Below are 20,454 nucleotides of genomic sequence, written 5' to 3' on the forward strand. Positions count from 1 at the left end.
CTGCTATCGGCTAGTGATCGAAAGGACCCGCGTCAGCTCTGTGAGCCGGATCCGGCGTCTCCGGGCTTGCTGTCGCCCGCTTTGCCGTTGCCGGTCTTGACGTCGCTCGACTTGGTTTCGCCAGACTTCGCCGACTTTCCGCCGCCTTTGGCGCCGCCAGTCTTGGCCGTCGGCGGCGTCTCCTCCCTTACGGGTTCGCCCTTGGCGCGCACTTCGGCGACGGCGGTGCGCAGCATTCGCACCCTCACGTTGGGCGCGATCTCGACCTCGATTTCAGCATCGTCGATGGATTTCGTCACCTTGGCGACGATTCCGCTCGTGGTGACGAGCGTGTCCCCGCGTCGGACGTTGCGCAACTGCGCGAGCTGCTCTTTCTCGCGTCGGGAGCGCGGGCGGATCACCAAGATGTAGACGATGCCCATCACCACGAAGATGGGAATAAGCTGTCCGAGCATCTCCGGCATGGTCGGAGGTTGATGCTCCTCGGGCTGCGTCTCGACGGTTTGACCCGTCTGGGTGGCGGTTGGCGGATGTGGCGGAGTTGGCGCCGTCGGCGTGGAAGGCGCCGTCGGCTGGGCCGGCGGGCTCGCAGGCGTCTCGGCGGCAGGTGGTGAGGGCGTCTGGGCTTGGGCCAAAGCGTCCGGGATCAGCTTCATCGCGAAAATCTCTTTAAAGGGCTCGGAGCCCGACGCGGATTATTTCCAAGCGCCGAACGGGCGCGGACTATAGCCGCTCACTTCACGAAAGCAATGGCGCGCGGCCGACTTCACGTGATGCGCGCGCATAAGCGCGAGCAACCGAATGTGCGGCCACGCACCGCGCTTCGCCGTTGGAGAGCATAGTCAGTGTAAGGCGCCTTAAGGGCGTCTTTGTTGTCAGGAGAAAAATCATGTTGAAGAAACTTTCTTACGCCGCGCTTTTGGCGGGAGCGCTCTTTGCCTCTTCCCCCGCCGCCGCAGGCGGCCATGGCGGTCATGGCGGTCATGGCGGTCATGGCTGGCATGGCGGCGGCGGCTGGCATGGCGGTTGGCATGGCGCCGGTTGGCATGGCGGCTGGGGCCACAGGGGCTGGGGCGGATATGGCGGCGGCTGCTGGCGCTGGTGGTACGGGCAGTGGCATTGGGCGTGCTGAGCCGCTTCGAACCCAAGCAAGCGATCTAGCCTCTTCGGCGGCGGCCGAAGAGCCCTCTCGCTTCGCGAACGCTGGAGCCACTCGAACCGCTGTCGCTGGGCGATGCGCTTTCGCGTGTCCGCTCAGTTGCGGCGCCGGAGAGGGATCGCTCGCAAATTATAGAAACGACGCCACATAGAGCTGTGGGGTCATGCCTCAGCCCAAGTCTCCCGCCGATCCGCGGACCGTGCTGAGCCATTCAACGGAAGGTGGAGTCATGTCAGCTTTCAAAAACATTTCTGTGGTCGCGGCGCTCATCGGCGCGCTGGCGATGCCCGTTACGGCCGACGCCGCTGGAGGCGGCCACGGCGGCGGCGGCGGTAAAGGTGGAGGCGGCTGGGGCGGCGGCGGCAGCCACGGCGGCGGCGGCGGTCAAGGCGGCGGCGGCGGTCAAGGGGGAGGCGGTCAAGGCGGCAATATGGGCGGCGGCCAGGGCGGCGGCGGCAAATGGGGCGGCGGCGGCCATGGTCCCCACGGCGGCTGGGGCGGTGGCGGTCACCACGGCGGCTGGGGCGGCGGCGGCGGCGGTTGGGGCGGTCGTCATGGCGGCGGGCGCCACGGCGGCGGACGTTGGTGGCGCGGACGCTGGTGGGATTACGGCGTGGGCCGTTGCTGGCGCTGGCATCCCTACCGCCAGACCTGGATGTGGGTCTGCGGCTAAAGCAGGATCCTTACGCGCGAAGTTGCTGCGCTAGGCCGCGCAGGAACTCAAGACAGGCGGCCAGCTCGACGATGTCGATAAATTCGTCGGGCTGGTGCGCCTGGTCGATGCGGCCAGGGCCGCAGACGACGGCGGCAACGCCGGCGCGCTGAAACTGACCGGCCTCGGTCGCATAAGGGACGGCGATCGTCCCATTGCGCTTGGCGAGCCGCAGCGCCAGGGTCTCCGCCTCGGAGCCCGGCTGCGGCGCGAGTCCCGGCACCTGATTCTCAATCGTGGTCTCGACGCCGGCGTCGGGAAAACCGACGAAAATCGTTCGTCTTAGAGCCTCGCAATAGGCTTCCAGCCGGTCGTAAGCGAAATTCGCCGGCGCGCCCGGCAACGCTCGAAACTCCCACTGGAATTCACAGTCCTTGGCGACGATATTGCGCGCCGTTCCGCCGTGAATCACGCCGACGTGAATGGTGGAGAAGGGCGGATCGAAACGCCCGCTCGGGTCGCCTGCGGCGCGCAACTCCTCGCCGAGGCGCTCCAGCTCGCACACGAGCTTGCAGGCGACATGCACGGCGCTGACGCCGCGATGCAGATTGGCCGAATGGATCTCGAACCCGCGCACGCGCGTCACATAGGTGGCGACGCTCTTATGCGCGTCGGCGACCTCCATCGACGTCGGTTCGCCGACGATCACGGCCGAGGGGCGCGGCAGGTCGGCCCCGAACCGCGCGATGACGTCGAGAGGGCCGAGACAGGTGGTCTCCTCGTCATAGCTCAAGAGAATGTGGATCGGGCGAGACAGCCGCGCCGCCTTGAATTCGGGAATCATCGCGAGACAGGCGGCGTCGAACCCCTTCATGTCCACCGCGCCGCGCCCATAGAGTCGCGTCGCGTCGCGGCGCAGCGTGAACGGGTCAGCGCTCCAGGCTTGCCCGGCGACCGGCACGACGTCTGTGTGGCCGGACAGGAGCACGCCGCCGTCAACGTCGGGGCCGATCGTGACGAAGAGGGCCGCCTTATCGCCGGAGGCGTTCGGCGCGCGCACGAAGCGCACCTCCTGTTCGCGCAGGTAAGCTTCGACGAAATCAATCAGCGGCAGATTGGATTTGGAGCTCACCGTATCGAAAGCGACCAATCGGGAGAGCAGGTCGATCGCGTCTTCCAGGCGCTCCATCTCGCCGGCCTAATTCAGCGTCGGACGCGACAGCGGACTGTCGAGCGAAAAAGCGGGCACTTCGACGTCGAAGGTTTCGCCGGCGTCGGTGATCATCCGATAGCTGCCCTGCATCATCCCTGACGGCGTGGCAAGCGGACAGCCTGAGGCGTAACGAAACGTCTCCCCGGGCTCCAGCACCGGCTGTTCGCCGACGACGCCCGGTCCGCGCACTTCCTCGCGGCGCCCGTTGGCGTCGATGACGACCCAGTGGCGCGACAAAAGCTGCACGCGAACGCGCCCGAGATTGGCGATCTCGATCGTATACGACCAGAAGTAGCGATCCTGGTCGGGGTCTGAGCGATCCGGCAGAAAGTCGGGAAGCGCCGTGACCTGAATGTCTCTGGTGATGGAGATGTACATGGAGGCAAGATTAGAACGGGCGCCAGCAAAGTGAAACGTTTTTGATTGGGCAATGATCGGCGCGCGAACGATCACAGACTGTGGCTGAATGGCCACACCAAGGGCTTTTCGGACTCATTTCGTCGCGCCACGGCTATTCGCCATGCAGTGAATTGTAAATAGTGGGTTGTCAGTTTTGACCGGAATCAAAATGCGGCTCACGACGCTTCGCACCCTGCTGCTTATCCTGGCCATGGTCGTCCAGACCGTCGCCGGCGGAGCCGGGCTGGCGCGCGCCGCTTCGATCTCTCCCGAAGAGAGACTTGCAGCTCATTGCCAGCAGGTGGGCGCAGGGGAACAGTCGGCGCCCAACGACCGGCTTGGCCATCGGCATAACTGTCAATCCTGCCTCTTATGCGGCGAACCGCCGCCGGCCTGGGTTTCGCTGGCCTCGGACTATGTTGTGGCGCTGGGCGAATATGCGCTGATCGACGCGCCCACATATGCGGTGCGGTCGCACTCCGAGCGATCATCGCGCGCGCATAGCGCACGGGCGCCGCCCCTCTCACGCGCCTGAGGCCGCTGGCGCGCAAGAGCGCGCGGCCGGGGGTCTCGATCCGCTGTCTCAAACAGCCCCTTCATTCATTTGCGTGCGCGTTGCATCCACGTCGCGGCCGCGCTCCCCGTCATGCCGACTTGCGTCGGCGCCCTAGGAACACCGTCATGACCCGTCGCTCTCGCCTCCTCGGAGGAGCCTCTTTCGCCGTTCTCAGCCTACTCGCCCCGTCGGTCGCGGAAGCGCAGCAGGCGCTCCCCACGATCAACGTCGGCGGCGCGCGCGGCCCTGCGCGGCCGGGCCCCGCTGGTCGTCCTGTCGGCGGACCTGGACGCGTCACGACCGCGACGCCCGTGCCGGGGCCTGCTTTGGCGGATCGTTACGCCGAGCCAAAGCCAGCGCCGTTCAGCCGCACCTTGCCGGCGAACATTCCGGCGGTCGTCGAGAGCAGGACGCGCAAAGAGATTCAAAAGACGACGAACATTATGACCTCGTCCGACGCGTTCAGATACATGCCGTCAATTCTCATCCGCGAGCGCTATATTGGCGATCGCAACGCGATCGTCTCGACGCGCACCACGGGCACCATTCAGAGCGCGTTGACGCTTGTCTATGCCGACAATGTGCTGCTCTCGAATCTGCTCGGCAACAGCTTCAACTTCGCGCCGCGCTGGGGCATGGTTTCGCCCGCCGAAATTTCACGCGTCGATGTGATGTACGGGCCGTTCTCGGCGCTTTATCCGGGCAATTCGATCGGCGCCGTGCTGACGATGACGACGCGCATGCCGGACGATTTCGAGGTCCACGCCATGGGCACCGTGGCGGTGCAGCCGTTCAGCCTCTATAGCCGAAATGAACTCAACCTCGGCGGGGTGACCAATGTTCTTGTGGGCGACCGGATCAACGATTTCCGCTACTGGATTGGGTATGAGCATCTGGACAATCAGGGTCAGGCGCAAACTTTCCCGGGCAATATTCTCACCCCGCAGCCGCTGGTAGGAAACAATAATCCCGTTCCTCGCGTCGATGCCGGCTTTTACGGCGGTCATGTCGATTTCAATCAGGAAGGACGGCCGCGCGTCATCACCGCAGCCGCAGGCGCCGACTATGTCCAAACCGACTTGGCGAAGGTCAAAGTCTCTTATGACATCATGCCGCTATTGCGCGCCAAATATCAGGTCGGCTTCTGGACGCTGAACAACACCACCAGCGTCCAAAGCTTCATTAACGACAGGAACGGCGTGCCGATCTACAACACCCAAAGCGGGCGCGTGCAGCTTGGCCCGTTTTCGGTTACGCCCGGCGGCGTCAATCCCGGACACGGCGCCGCAAACCACCTGATGCAGGCGTTGGAGCTTCGACAGGACACCGGCGGCGTCTTCGATTTCGATCTGTCGGCGACGTCGTTCAACTTTCTGCGTGACTTCACCAACAATGCGCAATCCTACGGACCGCGCATCAATGCGGCGGGAACCGCCTATAATGTCGATCCGCGCGGGCTGAACACCAACAATGGCGGAACGTTCTGGCGCACCGGCGACGCGCGCTTCATCTGGCGCGTGCCTTACGACATTCTCGGCAAGCATGAAGTGTCGTTCGGCGCGCATGGCGATCTTTATTCACTGGCGACCAAGCAGACCAGCACCGTGTCCTGGCCCAATAATTACTATATGGGGATCCAGGCGTTGAACTTCGGCAAGACCGAAACTAAAGGCCTCTATGTTCAGGAAGTCTGGCGGCCTCTGCCGGACTGGAAATTCACCGCCGGCGCGCGCGGCGAGTGGTGGCGCGCCTTTGGCGGCATGAATGGCACTGGGGGGTTCGCCAACGCGTCGAACCCTGCGGGCCAGGCGATCGTCGGCCTTCCCTTTAGAGCCGCGAACATCACCTATTTCCCGGATTCCTATAAGGGCGCCTTCTCGCCGAAGGCGGCGCTCGAATATTTTTTCACGCCGGAACTCTCCTTGCGCGGCTCGATCGCCCGCGCCTACCGTTTCCCGACAGTCACGGAACTATTCCAGGCCTTGTCGGGGCCGAGTTCGGTGCTCATCAACAATCCAAATTTGCAGCCTGAAATCTGCACCTGTTACGATCTGACCGGCGAGTATCGGACGGTCGACGCATTCGGCGGCGCGATCGGGCTCTTCAATCCGCGCATCAGCCTGTTCCTCGACGACCGCTGGAACGCCATCGCCAGCCAGACCGCGCTCTCCATCTTCGGCACCCAGGTCTCGCAAAACGCCAACCTCGACAAGGTGCGGTTTCGCGGCATCGAGGCGGCGGCGCATATGAAGGACATTCTCGTTCCGGGACTGGATTTCGAGGGCGGCCTGACCTTCACCGACGCAAAAATTCAGACCAATCTGTCGAGCGGCAATCTCAACAGCATTCTCTTTGCCGGCAATCAGTTCCCGCGCGTCCCGAGAATTCGTTTTCGCGGCGTCGCGAGCTACAGCCCCAATCCCGACATGTCTTTCGCCCTTGGCGCGCGCTACTCGTCCCCGGCGTTCGTCACCTTTGCGAACACCGACTTCAACCACAACAATTACGGCAATGTGGACAGTGAAATCCTCGTTTTCGATATGAAGGCGAGATACCGGCTCGAGCCGAATTGGTGGCTATCCGTCGGCGTGAACAACATCGGCCGCTGGAAGGCTTATGTGAATCCCAATCCCTATCCGCAGCGCACCTTCTTTATCGCGCTCAACTATGACTTCGGCGGGCCGGACGGATCGGGCGTAACGATCGACCGGGGTGGTTCCGGAGGCACGTCGGCGGTCAGGTGAGCCGCCAGGGCGTTCCGAGCGTGCGATCGTCCTGCTGAGACGCTTTGCCGCGGCGAGGCGGTCGCTCCAAGATTAACTTGTCGTGGCCTTCGCTTTTTGCTTACATCAATGCGCGCATGTGAATTCCGCATGCGCGCCGATTCCAAGGCTCGAGACTTTATGCGTCGTAACTGGCTGACAGTTCTGCTGTTCGCGCTCGCGCTGACCGTTCAGGCCTTCGCGCCTGCGGCGGCGCAGGTCGCGTCGCGGCTGGGCGCCGGCGACGCCGTCAGCGAATTTTGCTTTACCGACGTCGCCTCGAGCGACCGATCGCAGGCGCCAGGCCACGCAAAGGGCCACCGCGACGTCTGTCTGTTTTGTCAAAACCATTGCGATGGCGTCGCGCCGCTGGCCGCGCGCGTCATTCATCTCGGCAAGGCGCCCGTCCAATGGACAGCGCTTGATTGGACGGTGGCGGACTGCGCCCTGCCGACCCGCCTGCAGGATTTTTCCCGACAGGCGCGAGCGCCTCCCGCCAACTCCTGATCCTTCGCACGCTGTCGCGCCCTTTGCGCGTCTCGCCCGGACTCCGGGCGCGCGCAGCATCGGGCGCAGCTCAAGGACAACGCCGCGTCAAAGCGGCGGATCGGGAGTAAGCCCATGTTTCGTAAACGCAAACCGAGCGGCCGGGAAAGCGTCGTCGCCGGCGCGACGCTTGAATCTCTGATCGAGCGGGAACGCGCGCAGGGATACGCGCCCGGCATGGCGGCGCTCGCCGCCATCGTGCCGACGCCTCTGTGGCGTGGAAATGACCAGCGCGTCATTCGCCTTATCGACCTCGAACGCCGCGCGAGATTCTCGCGGCCTTTGACAGACGCGACCTGAACCGATGTCGCCGTCGGCGTTCCGGCTCGCTTCGCTGCGTCGCGCGCGTGCGCGGTTTGGCGCGATTCTGCTGTTCTTGGCGGCGTCGCTCTGGGCCGTCGCGCCGCTCGCGCGCGGCGTCGCCGAGTCGGGCGTCGGGGGGCGTCTCATCGCTCAACTCTTTATCTGTTTCGCGCCGGGGGCCTCCCAACCCGGCGCGCTTGCGGGGCGGCTGGGCCCCAAAGACGATCGCTCCGCCTGTATCCTCTGTCAGGCGTTTTGCAGCGGTCTTGCGCCTCTCGCGGCGCGGCCCGGCCCGATCGGCGCGACGCCCGTCCCGAGCTTCAAGCTCGCGCGGACGGTGGCGGACTGCGTCGCGCCGACGCCCCGTCCCAGCCCGGCGCATCGCCCGCGCGCGCCGCCGGAGGCCTAAAGCGCTGCGTCGCGAAACGGCCTGCGTCGGCGTTCACTCTCTTCTCCCGCCGCCGCCGCGGGCCGCCGCTTCGACTTTCACCATTCCGCCGCGATTGCTTTCCAAAGGGCATGCTGATGAACGAACTGATCACGGGCGTCGTGCTTGAGACGCTTTGCGCCATACTCGCCGTGTCCTACTTCGTCGCCGAATGCGCGATGCAGGAGGCGAAAATTCCCGCCCGCCGCAAGAGGCGGCCCGGCGCGTAGCCGTAAAGCTCAGGCGCGCGCGGCGGCCCACAGCCCGCGCGCGAGATCGTCGACGAGATCGTCGGCGTCCTCGAGGCCGACCGACAGGCGCAGCAGGCCGTCGCCGATGCCGAGCGACGCGCGCGCTTCCGGCGTCAGCCGCTGATGGGTCGTCGTCGCCGGATGGGTGATGAGGCTCTTGGCGTCGCCGAGATTGTTGGAAATCTTGATCACATCCAGCGCATTGGCGAGGCGGAACGCTGCGGCCTTGCCGCCCGCCATATCGAAGCTCACCAGCGTGCCGCCGCCCGACATTTGGCGGCGCGCCAGATCGGCCTGCGGGTGATCGGCGCGGAATGGGTAGAGGACGCGACCGACGGCCTTCTCCTCGGCCAGAAAGTCGGCGATTTTGGCCGCGCTCGCGGTCTGCTGCGCGACGCGCAGCGGCAATGTCTCCAATCCCTTGAGCATCACCCAGGCGTTGAACGGCGACATCGCCGGCCCGGTCTGGCGCAGGAAATTGTGGACGCTCTCTTCGATCAGCGCCTGCGAGGCCAAAATCACGCCGCCAAGACATCGGCCTTGCCCGTCGATGTGCTTGGTCGCGGAATAGACGACGACGTCGGCGCCGAAGTCGAAGGGCTTTTGCAAGAGCGGCGTGGCGAAGACATTGTCGACCACGAGCTTCGCGCCGGCCTCATGCGCGATGTCGGCGATCGCCTTGAGGTCATAGACCTCCAGTCCGGGATTGGTCGGGCTTTCCAGGAAGAAGAGCTTCGTCTCAGGACGGACGGCCGCCTTCCATTGTTCGAGTTCGGCGCCGTTGACGAGCGTCGAAGCGATTCCCAATCGCGGCAGCAAATCCTCGACGACATAGAGGCAGGAGCCGAACAGCGCGCGCGCCGAAACCACATGGTCGCCGGCTTTGAGCTGCGCGAGCAGGCTCGCGGTCACCGCCGCCATGCCGCTCGCCGTGGCGCGGGCCGCTTCCGTACCCTCCAGAAGGCACATGCGCTGCTCGAACATCGCCACGGTCGGGTTCGAGAAGCGCGAATAGATGAAGCCCGGCTCGTCGCCCTTGAAGCGCGCCTCGGCCGCCTCCATCGTCGGATAGGCGAAGCTCTGCGTGAGATAGAGCGCCTCCGACAATTCTCCGAAGGAAGAGCGCTGCGTCCCGCCATGCACGAGTTGCGTCGCGGGTTTCAGCGGCCTGCGGGGCGGGGCGTCGGCGGACATTGGTTCTCCCTCGGCGCGAAGCCGCGCCATTCGTTGATGCGCGCCGAACGGCGCTGCTACGCAAAAAGCGGGCTTCCTTAGGGAGACCCGGCCTTTTAGCGCGTTGTTTTTCGTGGCGGCAAGCCGGCCGGCTCAAATAACCACGTGCGCTTATAGAGGCCAGAGGGACCTAAGCTGTCAACAGCCTCGGCTTGAAAGGCGACGCGATTTGGCGCTTATGCCAGCGCAAGGAAAGGCGACGGGGCGATAGACGAATGGGCGGCGTGCTTTCGAGCCGGCAGATTCAGGCGATGGCCGAGGCCGGTCAGATCCGCCTCGCCGCGCCCTTGGCGCATGGGCAGATTCAGCCGGCCAGTCTGGATCTGCGGCTCGGCCCCAAGGCCTATCGCGTGCGCGCCAGTTTTCTGCCGGGAAAGCGGCGCGGCGTCGACGAGCTCCTCTCCGCGCTCAAATATGACGAGATGTCGCTTGCAGGGGACGGCGCCGTGCTGGAGCGCGGCTGCTTCTATGTCGTGCCGCTTCTGGAAAGCCTGGCGCTCGGCGACGCTGTCCTCGGCGCCGCCAATCCGAAAAGCTCGACGGGGCGCCTCGATATCTTCACGCGGCTGATCACGGATCGCGGCGACCGCTTCGACGAGGTCGCCCCCGGATATCACGGCCCGCTCTACGCCGAAGTGTCGCCGCGCAGCTTTTCGGTGCGCGTCCGCACGGGCACGCGATTGAACCAACTGCGTTTTCGCGCGCATGCACAGAGCGAATCGCAGGGCGGGACGCTCGGCGACGCGGCGCTCGCCGAACTGCATCGCACATCGCCGCTCGTCGACGGGCCGCTCAATTTGCGCGACGGCGTCGTGCTGCGCGTTGCGCTCGACGCGGACGCGTTCGGAGGAATCATCGGCTATCGCGCGCAAAAGCACACCGACGTGATCGACGTCGATCGGATCGGCGCCTATCACATCGACGATTACTGGGACCGTCTGCCGTCGCGCGACGGAAGGCTCATTCTCGATCCGGGCGATTTCTACATCCTCGCCTCGCATGAGCGCCTCGCGATTCCGCCCGATCTCGCCGCCGAAATGGCGCCGATGGACGCGGCGATCGGCGAGTTCCGGGTGCATTACGCTGGCTTCTTTGATCCCGGCTTCGGGGCCGGGCCGGACGGGCGGCCGGGGGCCCGCGCCGTCCTCGAAGTGCGCTCGCGCGAAGTGCCCTTCATCCTCGAAGACGGCCAGTTCATTGGCCGCCTCGTCTATGAACGCATGGCCGAAACCCCAAAGGCGCTTTACGGCCAGAGCGGCGTGTCGAATTATCAGGGGCAGGGGCTCAAGCTCTCGAAACATTTCATGGCGGAGTGATCTTATGCGCAAGGCGCTTACTGGCGGCGCGCTCTTCGCGCTCTTGGCGCTCGGGTCTTCCGTCGCCGCGGAAGAACTCGGCGCGTCGAGCGCGAAATTCTGGTCGGTTCCGCAAGTCGACGCGCTGCCTTATGACGCGCATAGCCGGCTGATCCGCCACGGGCGCGATCTCATCACCGCGACCTATTCCCATATCGGGCCGGACATGCCCGACCCCGCGCAGCGCTATGCCGGCAACAATCTCGCCTGCGGCAATTGCCATCTCGACGCCGGCGTGAAGAAATTCGGCCTGCCGATTTTTGGCCTCGCCGAGGATTTCCCCGCCTATAGCGCGCGCGCGGGCGCGCAGATCACGCTGCAAGAGCGCATCAATTCCTGCATGACGCGCAGCATGAACGGCCGCCCTTTGCCGGTTTCGTCCGCGCCGATGCGCGCCATCGTCGCCTATATTCAGTTTCTCTCGACCGGCGTGCGCAAGGGGGAGAAGCTCTCGGGCCTCGGCGCGGGGACCGTGCCGGAGCTTGACCGCGCCGCCGATCCGATGCGCGGGCGCGATATTTATCAGGCGCGCTGCATCGGCTGCCACAACGTCGACGGCGCCGGCGTGCAGAACAGCCTGCCAGGCCTTGGCGCCGGCTACGCTTTTCCGCCGCTCTGGGGCGCGGACAGTTTCAACGACGGCGCCGGCATGGCGCGGCTGATCACGGCGGCGACTTTCATTCATTCCAACATGCCGGACGGCGTCGATTATCTGCATCCGCGGCTCTCCCCGGAAGAGGCCTGGGACGTCGCGGCGCTGATGATCTCGAGGCCGAGGCCGCATCGCGCCGGGCTGGAAAAAGATTTTCCCGACCTTCTGCAAAAGCCGATCGACGCGCCCTACGGCCCCTATGCGGACGGCTTCTCCGAGGAGCAGCACAAGTTTGGGCCTTATGGGCCGATCCGCGCGAAGCTGAAAGAGATCGAGAAGCAGAAGGGCGAGGTGAAGAATCCGAACGTGAAGTGATGCGGGGCGGAATGCTTTTACCTCACCCTCATGCTGAGGAGGCAATCGATCTCGGATGTTTCCGAGATCGCAACCTAAATGCCCAAGTCACGCAAGCGCGACTTGGGGAGGAGCCGTCTCGAAGCACGAGGGTGAGGTAAAATTTGCGCCAGAAGGGCTTTCCTCGTCCTTCGAGACGCGCCTCCGGCAGGAGGAGGAAGCCATTTTCACGCCTCACCCGGACAAGTTCGCTGCTCCGTTGAAACGAGCGGCCTCCCGCGTTACACAAGGGAGCGCGCGGGCGTAGTTCAGAGGTAGAACGTCAGCTTCCCAAGCTGAATGTCGTGGGTTCGATTCCCATCGCCCGCTCCAATCCAGCGCGACGCGAGAAAAATCCGCCGGTCGCCGTCTCCCGCCGCCTGTTGAGCATCGTCGCCAAAAGTGCGAAGCGGATGGCGATTGAATCGCGCTCGACCGAAAGCGACTATGCCGCACGCCGCCCATGCTCACGCTCCCGCCGCGCCGCTCAGCGCCCATAGATCCGGGCCGCTGTCGGGCCGCGTGCGCCCGCCGGGCGATAAATCGGTGTCGCATCGCGCGCTGATCTTCGGCCTGCTCGCCATCGGCGAGACGAAGATCGAAGGGCTTCTCGAAGGCGAGGACGTGCTGCGCACGGCGCAGGCCTGCCGCCAGCTTGGCGCGAAGATCCTGCGCCATGCGGACGGGCGCTGGAGCGTCTGGGGCGCCGGGCTCGGCTCGCTGCTGCAGCCCACCGAGACCCTCGATTTCGGCAATGCCGGCACTGGCTCGCGGCTGATGATGGGCGTCGTCGCCGGCCACCCGATCCTCGCGCGCTTCGACGGCGACGCCTCGCTGCGGAAACGCCCGATGAAGCGCATTCTCGATCCTTTGGCGCTGCAGGGCGCCCAGGTTCTGGAGCAGGCCGAGGGCGGCCGCCTGCCGCTGGTGCTGCAAGGATCGAGCGAGCCCTTGCCGGTCGAATATAAGACGCCCGTCGCCTCGGCGCAGATCAAATCCGCGGTGCTGCTCTGCGGGCTGAATTCGCCCGGCCAAACGACGGTGATCGAGGCCGAGGCGTCGCGCGATCACACCGAAAAAATGCTCGCGCATTTCGGCGCGACGGTCGTGAGCGAGCCTCGTGGCCCGCATGGCCGCAAGATTACCCTCGAAGGGCGCCCGGAAATGGTCGCGCGCGAGGTGCGGGTTCCCGCCGATCCGTCATCGGCCGCTTTTCCGCTCGTCGCCGCGCTGATCGTCGAGGGTTCGGACATCGTCATCGAAGCCGTCATGACCAATCCGCTGCGCAGCGGTCTGCTGACGACGCTGCAGGAAATGGGCGCCGACGTCGCCTTCGAGAACAGGCGCGAGGAGGGCGGCGAAGAGGTCGCCGACATTCGCGCGCGCTACTCGCATCTTGCCGGCGTCGACGTGCCGGCGGCGCGGGCGCCTTCAATGATCGACGAATATCCGATCCTCGCCGTCGCGGCGTCTTTTGCACAAGGCGAGACGCGGATGCGCGGGCTTTCCGAATTGCGGGTGAAGGAATCGGATCGTCTCGAGGCGGTCGCCGCCGGCCTCAAAGCCAATGGCGTCGACTGCGAGATCATCGATGACGACTTGATCGTGCGCGGCGGCAGGGTCGCCGGCGGCGGCATGGTCGAGACGCATCTCGATCATCGCATCGCGATGAGCTTTCTGGTCATGGGTCTCGCCGCCGAGAAGAAAGTCACGGTCGACGACGAGACGATGATCGCGACAAGCTTTCCGGCGTTTCGCCCGCTGATGGAGCGACTCGGAGCGCGATTCTCGTGAGCTTTGTCATCGCGATTGACGGCCCCGCGGCGTCGGGGAAGGGCACGCTGGCGCGACGTCTTGCGGCGCATTACGGCTTGCCGCATCTCGACACCGGCTTGCTCTACCGAGCGACGGCCTGCGCGCTGCTGGAGGAGGGGCTGCCGCTCGACGACGTCGAAGCGGCGGTCGCCGCCGCGCGCAGCCTGTCGCTCACCGACTTCGACGAAAAGCGGCTGCGCGCCCGCGACATGGGCGAGGCGGCGTCCGTCGTCGCCGCCATGCCGGCGGTTCGCGCGGCGCTCATCGACATGCAGCGCGGCTTCGCGGCGCGGCCGGAAGGCGCCGTCCTTGACGGCCGCGACATCGGCACGGTGATCTGTCCCGACGCGAAAGTGAAGATTTTCGTCACCGCCGCGCCGGAGACGCGCGCCACCCGCCGCGCCCTGGAGCTTGCGCGCGCCGGCGAAGACGCCGACTACGCCGCCATTCTCGAAGACGTGAAGAAGCGCGACGCCCGCGACAGCGCCCGCAGCGCGGCGCCGCTAAAGGCGGCCGCTGACGCGGCGACGCTCGACACGACAGACCTCGACATCGAGGAGGCTTTCGCGGCCGCGCTTGCGATCGCCGAGGCTCGGCGCTGAACTGTACTTACATCTGGGATTGTTCGAGTTCGATCGGCGGGCGCCAAATTTTTGGCTGCGCCGCCAGCAGCGCGACAATCTGGGATTGCCTGTTCGCGCCGGTTTTCGCGAAGACCGATTTCACCTGGCTGCGGATGGTGCTCAACTTCACCTTGTGACGTTCCGCGATCTGGTCGAGCGTCAGCCCCTCGGCGAGACTCCCCGCGACGCGCGCCTCGGTCGGCGTCAGATCGAAGAGGCTTTGCACCAGCGCCGCGTCCAACGCCGCTGGCCGCGTAAGATGCGTGATCGTCAGCACGCCCAATCCGCCGCCAAAAAGATCGCGCGCATTGCCGGTGACGGGGATCAGATGCATCACCACCGGTCGCTCGCCAGTTCCTTTCGAGGGAAAGGACCGTACCGAGGCTGCGGCAGGATTGCCGAGATCGGCGATGGCGTTCCGCAGCAATTTGTCGGCGGCGGGCTCAATCAGCGCGATGCGGTCGCGCGGCAGCCAGACATGATGCGACGAGAGATCTTCGATCAGCCCATTGGCTGCAAGCACGCGACCGTCGACATCCAGTATCGCCGCTGGAATGCCGAGGGTCGCGAGCGCCTCGGTCGCCGATCGTAATCTCTCAAGTCGCCAACGGGCGGCGAGCAGACCGGCGCGGGCGAGATGCGGGCGCAGCGCGTCGAGGCGGTCCAGTTCCGCGGGGCCGAAAGGCGAATCTCCCTTTCGGCGCTTGACCTGAAACATCACGAGATCGCCATTGAGCATAGGCACCGCGGTCGCCGCGCAATGATGAATGCCGTTGGGCGCGCACCACTCCTTGATGACCGGCTCCTCCGCATATTCCTCTTCGCTAAAGCCTTCCTGATCGGAGACGAAGCCGGCGCGATTGAAGGCAAGCAGCTTGCCGAGCACCTGGCTTCGCTGCAGACCGCCGCTGCTGAAGAATGCGTCGGCTCCCTTTTCGAGAGCGCCTGAGCAGCGCCATCCGAGCCATGCGTCCGCCCGACGGGCGACGAGAACCCCGCCGGCGGCTTCCGCAACCTTGCCGATGTCATGCATGATGCGCGGCCAGCAATCAGGGTCGGCGGCGGCTTGGTAAATGTCATCGACGAGCGATTCGAAATCTGGCATGTCTAAATCCAACAGCTAAAAGAATTTAATCTCACCATTTTGAAGCAAGCCTCGGCGCTCGTCCACTGGCGCCGGAACGCCCGCAGTCGATCCGGCGGGTACGCCGCCGCCCGCCAAGTAGGCTAATGACGTCCAAGGAACACCGCGTCTTCCGCTTCGCGCCGTCGCCCAACGGCTATTTGCATCTTGGCCACGCCTATTCGGCGCTTTTGAATTTCGATCTCGCGCGCCAATGCGGAGGGCGCCTGCTGTTGCGCATCGAGGACATCGATACAGGCCGCGCCCGCGCCGAATTCGAGGCGGCGATCTATGAAGATCTCGCTTGGCTCGGGCTCGATTGGGAGCGGCCGGTCCGCCGCCAGTCCGAGCATTTCGGAGACTATGCCCGTGCGCTCGAGCGCCTGGACGCGATGGGGCTCATTTACGCCTGCGACTGCAAGCGCTCCGACATCGCGCGCCTTGCGGCTGGCACGCCGGGCTGGCCGCGCGACCCCGACGGCTCGCCGCTTTACCCTGGAACCTGCCGCGACAAGCCGCGACGTGCGGCGCGCGAGGTCCTAACGCAGCGCGGCGTCGCGCTGCGGCTCGACATGCGTAAGGCGGCCGCTCTGGCGGGGCAGGGGCTCTCGTGGCGCGAATTTGACGCCGGCGACATTGTCGCCGATCCGGCGGAATGGGGCGACGTCGTCCTCGCGCGCAAGGATACGCCGGCGAGCTATCATATCGCCGTCGTCATCGACGACGCGCTGCAGGGCGTGACGGACGTCGTGCGCGGCAAGGATCTGTTGGAAGCGACGAGCCTGCATCGACTGCTGCAACGCCTGCTCGACCTGCCGGCGCCGGATTATCGGCATCACGGCCTCGTTCTGGACGAGAACGGCGAGAAGCTTGCGAAGAGCGTCGCTTCGACGGCGCTGCGGGCGCTGCGCGCGGAGGGCTGGACGCCAGCCGACGTGCGCCGGCGCGTCGGCCTATAGAACCGAGATTCCGATGCGCGCAGCGGCGGATTGCAGTCGTTTGTCCCCTGTCCAAAGCGACGCCGGCGCGGCGAGCAGCGTTGCTGCGATCAGATGGGCGTCGACATATCCGATGCCCGCGCCATGCAACGCGCGCCGGTCAATCAACTCCAGGACTTCGTCATTGTCGGCAAGCGGCGCCCTCGGAAGATTGCGCAACAGCGACAGCAGGGTGTTTCTGTTGGCCATATTGCCAAGCGCGAGCTCGCCGATAACGAAGCTGTGCGTCAATGCTTCGCTGTTGTTCAGCAAAGCGGCGAGCCGAACATTCGTTTGGCGGAAGTGGTCAACCCATATCGATGTGTCGACGAGAATCACTTCGGGGTCGATCGCCGTCGGGGAATGTCTTGAAGTTGTGGTTCCGAGCCCCCGAGACGCGCCAGCCTTCGTGCGCTTTCTCGCTCGATAAGCGCCTTGAGCGCTTCGCGGATCAGCGCCGATTTTTCCGTAAGTCCAGTGAAATCCTGGGCCTTGGCCACGAGCTCATCGTCGAGCGCGATTGTCGTGCGCATGCGTGCTCCCAACTGAGAAGCACAGAAATAGCATCATTTGATGCCGGCAACAATGCCGATGCCGCCCTTCACCCGATTCCCCTGCGGTTCTCCGTGTGTGTCGGCGCACGAACATTTTCTCGGGCTCCCGATAGCCTTGGATCATCGAATTGCGAAGCGGCAAGGGAGAGCGAAATGTTCGAGACCATCCAAAGCCTGATTGATCAGGAAGCCCAGATCTGCATCCCGGCGAGCCATCTGACGCCGCGCGCCAATCTCTATGAATTGGGAATGACGCCCTATACGGCGATCCGCCTGCTGCTCGCGATCGAGCGCGACTTTCGCGTCGAATTCCCGCGCGACTCGCTCAATCGCCGGACGATGGCGACGATAGAGAATATTATCCGGGGCGTTCGCGCCGCCCAGTTCGCGCCCGCCTACGAATGGCTCCAGGCGGCTTAAGAGAGGTCGATTCGGGCCGCCCAACCACCTGGAGGCGACAACTAGAGATCGAAGCTTACCGGGCCTGACGAGTCGCCACTTTGGCGCTGTTGTTCGGCGCCTTCGCCATCAGCGAATCAATGCGATCGCGCTCTTTCCTGAATTCCGCGAGAAGCCGGCCCTCGATCTCGCGCGTGCGCGCCAGCTTGACGCGCATCGGATCGACGAAATGGCCATTGACCATCACCTCATAGTGAAGGTGCGGTCCAGTCGACAATCCGGTCGAGCCCAGGAAGCCGATCACCTGGCCCTGCTTGACCCGTATGCCTTCCTTCACGCTGCGCGCAAAGCCCGACATGTGATTGTAGGTGGTGATGTAGCCGTTGGCGTGCTGGATCTCAACGCGCCGTCCATAGCCCGAATCCCACTGCGCCTTGATGACCGTGCCATTGCCGGCCGCGAGAATCGGCGTGCCGATCGGCGCCGCCCAGTCGACGCCCGTGTGCATCTTGTAATAGCCGAGGATCGGATGGCGGCGCATGCCGAAGCCAGAGCGCGTTTCGCCGATGGCGATCGGCTTGCGCACAAGGAATTTGCGGCTCGAGCGGCCGTTCTCGTCGTAGTAGTCGAGCAGCCCGTCGTCGGGGGTAAAAAAGCGGTAATAGCGATAGGTCTCGTTACGGGTCGTCAGCGACGCATAGAGCAGCGCGTCGCGACCGACGCTCGCGCCGTCCTCCGCTTCGTCATAGAAGACGTCGAACGTATCGCCGCCGGAAACCCCCCGCTGCAGATCGGCGTCATTTGCGAAAACCCGCACGAGCTCATTGATGATCGGCCGCGGAATTTGCTGCTTGAGCGCGGTTTCGTAAAGGGAATCATAGAGGCGCATCGCGCCTTCATCTTCCTCGACCTCATTGCGCGACTTCGACCGGCCATTTTTGGCGAGCGACGTGGTCGCCGTCGGCGTCTGCATGAACGCGCCCCTGTCGGTCGCAGCGACGACCGATTCGATCGTTTCATCGTTGTAAACCGACATGCGGGCCAGCTGCATGTTCTTGCCCGAGCCGTCGAAGTCGGCGAAGAGCAGTTTGACGCGCTGGCCTTCGCGCACCGGATCGCCGCGCTTGTTCTTGAAGGCGGCGGCGACTGCGGCGGCCCGGCCTTTGGGCACGTCCACGCTGTCCAACACGTCGGCGAGCGTCTGTCCTCGCTTCACGACGACAAGCTTCTCTTCCATCTGTGTCGGCTGCAGCGTATCGCGCGGCGCGACGGTGACGTTTTCCGCCACCATGCGCACTTCGATTCCGGAGAAGGGCGTCAGCGATCCGCCTGGCGTCGCATAGGCGAGTGCGAGAGGGTCGATCGCCGCCCGGCTCGTGCGCGTGAGCAGCATCTGGCCGGGCAGGGGCAGCGCCGCCGCTTGCGTTCCGGCGGCGAGGCTGGATTTGACCTGCTCGATCACCTGCGCCTGCGCTTCGGCGAGCGTCAATTGGGCGCTCTGAGCCGTCACCGGCACGGCGGCGAGGTCCCGTGTCTCGAACGAGACTTCCGCCAGATCTGGGGCAAGATCGGCCTCGGCGGCGTTTTCGGGGGCGCGGGCGTCGGTCATCAGCTTGAGCGGATTATAGGCAGGCACTTCCCCTGCAAAGCTCGACGGCGCGAGCGCCAGAGTCGCGGCGACCCGCGTGAAGGCGCGGTTGCGCACGACCTCCTTGTCGCCAACGCGCGAGGTGGTCGCGGCGCGAAAGGTCTGCTTGGCCGCGACCACGTCGACCGCGCGCATCAGCCGGTCGCCCTTCTTGGGATTGACGCTCTGCTGCTCATCGGCGTCGGCGCCGCGCGCCGTCTGCGCGCGGGTCGGCGCTTCTGCGAAGCGCGTCTGTTGGTCAAGCGCCGTATAGGCGGCCGCGCTGATCAGCAGCGCGCCAGAAAGCCCCGTCAGCACCGTGCCGGAGAGCCAGCGCGTGGAGACGCGTCGTCTGTCGTCCGGCGTGTGGCGACGACCATCGACCTCGATCGCGGGTTCGTCGCCCAACCAGTCGGCGCCGCCTTGCGTCGTTGGGACGAGGCGGCCAGTCATCTGCAATACCATTCAACCTAACCGTTGCGTTTCAGTTATCGGTCTGGGGAGAGCCGCAGCGGCCGGCTTTCCCACGCCCGCCGCCGACGCCTGCGCCGACCGGCCCTTTTCTCCCCGCGCCTTTAACTTGGCGGAGGATGCTCAAATATCCCGATCAGTTCGTCAAACCGACACTTAGGACGAAGCCCTGGCTTTATGGCTCTATTGCGGCGCAGCCAAAAGGGATTGTCCACCGCCTAACCCCTGTTAAATCAGTGGTTCACGCGTCGGCACGACGAAATTGTAAAGTTTTTTTAGAAGCGAGTTGACACCCGGTAGGGAGCCGAATATATACCAGTCCATCGACGGCGGCGCTGCCAACGAGCAGCGGACGGTGTCGCTTCTTCGTCTGTCGGAAGTAACCAGCCACCCGGCTGATTGGTCGGGACGAAGACGTGTCGCCGGAAAGCGCAAGCTTTCGCCTCAGAATACCTGCGAAAAGCGCAAGCTTTTCGTCTCAGAATACGCTGTTTGACAATCAAATCGGAAGAAAGAGAAACGTGGACGGCGGAGGTCCTTGCGGACCGCTTCTCCTCGGAGAGCGGTCGATGAGACACTCTGACGGTCACGTTTTCTAAGTACACCATTGTTTTCATCGTCGTGAGACGAGAAGGCAAGTGTGCTTGGGACTCGTCAAGAGTAAAAATGTGATCAGTCAGTATCAAATCTCAAACTTGAGAGTTTGATCCTGGCTCAGAACGAACGCTGGCGGCAGGCCTAACACATGCAAGTCGAACGCCCTAGCAATAGGGAGTGGCAGACGGGTGAGTAACGCGTGGGAACGTACCCTTCGGTCTGGAATAACCCAGGGAAACTTGGGCTAATACCGGATACGTGCGAGAGCAGAAAGATTTATCGCCGAAGGATCGGCCCGCGTCCGATTAGCTAGTTGGTGAGGTAAAAGCTCACCAAGGCGACGATCGGTAGCTGGTCTGAGAGGATGATCAGCCACACTGGGACTGAGACACGGCCCAGACTCCTACGGGAGGCAGCAGTGGGGAAT

General features: G+C 64.5%; 22 protein-coding genes, 1 tRNA gene, 1 rRNA gene and 1 riboswitch. Of the genes, 16 read left to right on the forward strand and 8 right to left on the reverse strand.

Going from position 1 to position 20,454, the window contains the following annotated elements; genetic code table 11:
• Positions 1–32: 32 nt before the first annotated feature.
• The gene (gene yajC, locus ACR65W_RS11590; RefSeq protein ID WP_434501025.1) at positions 33–656 is read right to left on the reverse strand and encodes a preprotein translocase subunit YajC; all 624 of its coding nucleotides are present in this window, start codon (positions 654–656) and stop codon (positions 33–35) included.
• A 233-nt stretch (positions 657–889) separates the two neighbouring features.
• On the opposite strand from yajC, the gene ACR65W_RS11595 reads away from it, so the two are divergent.
• On the forward strand, positions 890–1,132 hold the full coding sequence (locus tag ACR65W_RS11595) for a hypothetical protein (RefSeq protein ID WP_434501024.1): 243 nt from the start codon (positions 890–892) through the stop codon (positions 1,130–1,132).
• Positions 1,133–1,388: 256 nt separating this feature from the next.
• Positions 1,389–1,832, forward strand: a complete 444-nt coding sequence (locus tag ACR65W_RS11600) for a hypothetical protein (RefSeq protein ID WP_434501023.1) — start codon at positions 1,389–1,391, stop codon at positions 1,830–1,832.
• Between the two features lie 10 nt (positions 1,833–1,842).
• Here the strand turns inward: ACR65W_RS11600 and argE are convergent, their stop codons facing one another.
• Both argE and apaG read right to left on the reverse strand, forming a co-directional pair.
• On the reverse strand, positions 1,843–3,000 hold the full coding sequence (gene argE, locus ACR65W_RS11605) for an acetylornithine deacetylase (protein ID WP_434501022.1): 1,158 nt from the start codon (positions 2,998–3,000) through the stop codon (positions 1,843–1,845).
• Positions 3,001–3,009: 9 nt separating this feature from the next.
• A complete protein-coding gene (apaG, locus tag ACR65W_RS11610; RefSeq protein WP_434501021.1) occupies positions 3,010–3,402 on the reverse strand; it encodes a Co2+/Mg2+ efflux protein ApaG in 393 nt (130 codons plus the stop codon).
• A gap of 190 nt (positions 3,403–3,592) precedes the next feature.
• Here apaG and ACR65W_RS11615 point away from each other — a divergent pair, with 190 nt between their 5' ends.
• The 6 genes from ACR65W_RS11615 (at position 3,593) to ACR65W_RS11640 (ending at position 8,247) form a co-directional block, all read left to right on the forward strand.
• Positions 3,593–3,958, forward strand: coding sequence for a hypothetical protein (locus ACR65W_RS11615; protein WP_434501020.1), 366 nt, complete (start codon positions 3,593–3,595; stop codon positions 3,956–3,958).
• Positions 3,959–4,104: 146 nt separating this feature from the next.
• Positions 4,105–6,723, forward strand: coding sequence for a TonB-dependent receptor (locus tag ACR65W_RS11620; protein ID WP_434501019.1), 2,619 nt, complete (start codon positions 4,105–4,107; stop codon positions 6,721–6,723).
• A gap of 129 nt (positions 6,724–6,852) precedes the next feature.
• Positions 6,853–7,248 (forward strand): DUF2946 family protein, encoded by a 396-nt coding sequence (locus ACR65W_RS11625; protein ID WP_175094392.1) that lies wholly within the window; start codon positions 6,853–6,855, stop codon positions 7,246–7,248.
• Positions 7,249–7,362: 114 nt separating this feature from the next.
• Positions 7,363–7,587, forward strand: a complete 225-nt coding sequence (locus ACR65W_RS11630) for a hypothetical protein (protein WP_434499019.1) — start codon at positions 7,363–7,365, stop codon at positions 7,585–7,587.
• A gap of 4 nt (positions 7,588–7,591) precedes the next feature.
• On the forward strand, positions 7,592–7,999 hold the full coding sequence (locus tag ACR65W_RS11635) for a hypothetical protein (protein WP_434499020.1): 408 nt from the start codon (positions 7,592–7,594) through the stop codon (positions 7,997–7,999).
• Between the two features lie 116 nt (positions 8,000–8,115).
• Positions 8,116–8,247 carry a hypothetical protein gene (locus ACR65W_RS11640; RefSeq protein ID WP_281432875.1) on the forward strand — a complete coding sequence of 44 codons (132 nt, stop codon included), beginning with the start codon at positions 8,116–8,118 and terminating at the stop codon, positions 8,245–8,247.
• Positions 8,248–8,256: 9 nt separating this feature from the next.
• On the opposite strand, the gene ACR65W_RS11645 is transcribed toward ACR65W_RS11640, so the two are convergent.
• Positions 8,257–9,462 carry an O-succinylhomoserine sulfhydrylase gene (locus tag ACR65W_RS11645; protein WP_434499021.1) on the reverse strand — a complete coding sequence of 402 codons (1,206 nt, stop codon included), beginning with the start codon at positions 9,460–9,462 and terminating at the stop codon, positions 8,257–8,259.
• Between the two features lie 75 nt (positions 9,463–9,537).
• A riboswitch (SAM riboswitch) is annotated at positions 9,538–9,616 on the reverse strand.
• Positions 9,617–9,716: 100 nt separating this feature from the next.
• On the opposite strand from ACR65W_RS11645, the gene ACR65W_RS11650 reads away from it, so the two are divergent.
• From ACR65W_RS11650 to cmk, 5 genes are all read left to right on the forward strand, one after another.
• Complete coding sequence (locus tag ACR65W_RS11650; RefSeq protein WP_434499022.1) at positions 9,717–10,817, forward strand: 2'-deoxycytidine 5'-triphosphate deaminase; 1,101 nt, start codon at positions 9,717–9,719, stop codon at positions 10,815–10,817.
• A 4-nt stretch (positions 10,818–10,821) separates the two neighbouring features.
• Positions 10,822–11,823 carry a c-type cytochrome gene (locus ACR65W_RS11655; protein ID WP_434499023.1) on the forward strand — a complete coding sequence of 334 codons (1,002 nt, stop codon included), beginning with the start codon at positions 10,822–10,824 and terminating at the stop codon, positions 11,821–11,823.
• A gap of 276 nt (positions 11,824–12,099) precedes the next feature.
• Positions 12,100–12,174: transfer RNA gene (locus tag ACR65W_RS11660), tRNA-Gly, on the forward strand.
• 114 nt (positions 12,175–12,288) lie between these two features.
• Complete coding sequence (aroA, locus tag ACR65W_RS11665; protein WP_434499024.1) at positions 12,289–13,635, forward strand: 3-phosphoshikimate 1-carboxyvinyltransferase; 1,347 nt, start codon at positions 12,289–12,291, stop codon at positions 13,633–13,635.
• Complete coding sequence (gene cmk / locus ACR65W_RS11670) at positions 13,632–14,258, forward strand: (d)CMP kinase (protein WP_434499025.1); 627 nt, start codon at positions 13,632–13,634, stop codon at positions 14,256–14,258. Before aroA ends, cmk begins: the two co-directional genes overlap by 4 nt.
• A gap of 7 nt (positions 14,259–14,265) precedes the next feature.
• Here the strand turns inward: cmk and ACR65W_RS11675 are convergent, their stop codons facing one another.
• On the reverse strand, positions 14,266–15,384 hold the full coding sequence (locus ACR65W_RS11675; protein WP_434499026.1) for a helix-turn-helix transcriptional regulator: 1,119 nt from the start codon (positions 15,382–15,384) through the stop codon (positions 14,266–14,268).
• Between the two features lie 125 nt (positions 15,385–15,509).
• Between ACR65W_RS11675 and gluQRS the strand changes: the two genes are divergently transcribed.
• Positions 15,510–16,361 (forward strand): tRNA glutamyl-Q(34) synthetase GluQRS, encoded by an 852-nt coding sequence (gene gluQRS / locus ACR65W_RS11680; protein WP_434499027.1) that lies wholly within the window; start codon positions 15,510–15,512, stop codon positions 16,359–16,361.
• On the opposite strand, the gene ACR65W_RS11685 is transcribed toward gluQRS, so the two are convergent.
• Complete coding sequence (locus ACR65W_RS11685; protein ID WP_434499028.1) at positions 16,356–16,718, reverse strand: type II toxin-antitoxin system VapC family toxin; 363 nt, start codon at positions 16,716–16,718, stop codon at positions 16,356–16,358. The two genes, gluQRS and ACR65W_RS11685, sit on opposite strands and share 6 nt — an antisense overlap.
• Positions 16,715–16,912: a type II toxin-antitoxin system VapB family antitoxin gene (locus tag ACR65W_RS11690; RefSeq protein ID WP_196391946.1), complete on the reverse strand. Its 198-nt coding sequence runs from the start codon at positions 16,910–16,912 to the stop codon at positions 16,715–16,717. The genes ACR65W_RS11685 and ACR65W_RS11690 overlap by 4 nt, the downstream gene beginning before the upstream one ends.
• A gap of 174 nt (positions 16,913–17,086) precedes the next feature.
• Here ACR65W_RS11690 and ACR65W_RS11695 point away from each other — a divergent pair, with 174 nt between their 5' ends.
• A complete protein-coding gene (locus ACR65W_RS11695) occupies positions 17,087–17,353 on the forward strand; it encodes a phosphopantetheine-binding protein (protein ID WP_434499029.1) in 267 nt (88 codons plus the stop codon).
• A gap of 55 nt (positions 17,354–17,408) precedes the next feature.
• On the opposite strand, the gene ACR65W_RS11700 is transcribed toward ACR65W_RS11695, so the two are convergent.
• Entirely contained in the window at positions 17,409–19,424 is a 2,016-nt protein-coding gene (locus ACR65W_RS11700) for a M23 family metallopeptidase (RefSeq protein ID WP_434499030.1), read from the reverse strand.
• Positions 19,425–20,121: 697 nt separating this feature from the next.
• Here ACR65W_RS11700 and ACR65W_RS11705 point away from each other — a divergent pair.
• Positions 20,122–20,454: ribosomal RNA gene (locus ACR65W_RS11705) — 16S ribosomal RNA — on the forward strand; the annotation flags it as partial.

The sequence above is a fragment of the Methylocystis sp. genome, from assembly GCF_051062815.1.
GTDB lineage: Bacteria > Pseudomonadota > Alphaproteobacteria > Rhizobiales > Beijerinckiaceae > Methylocystis.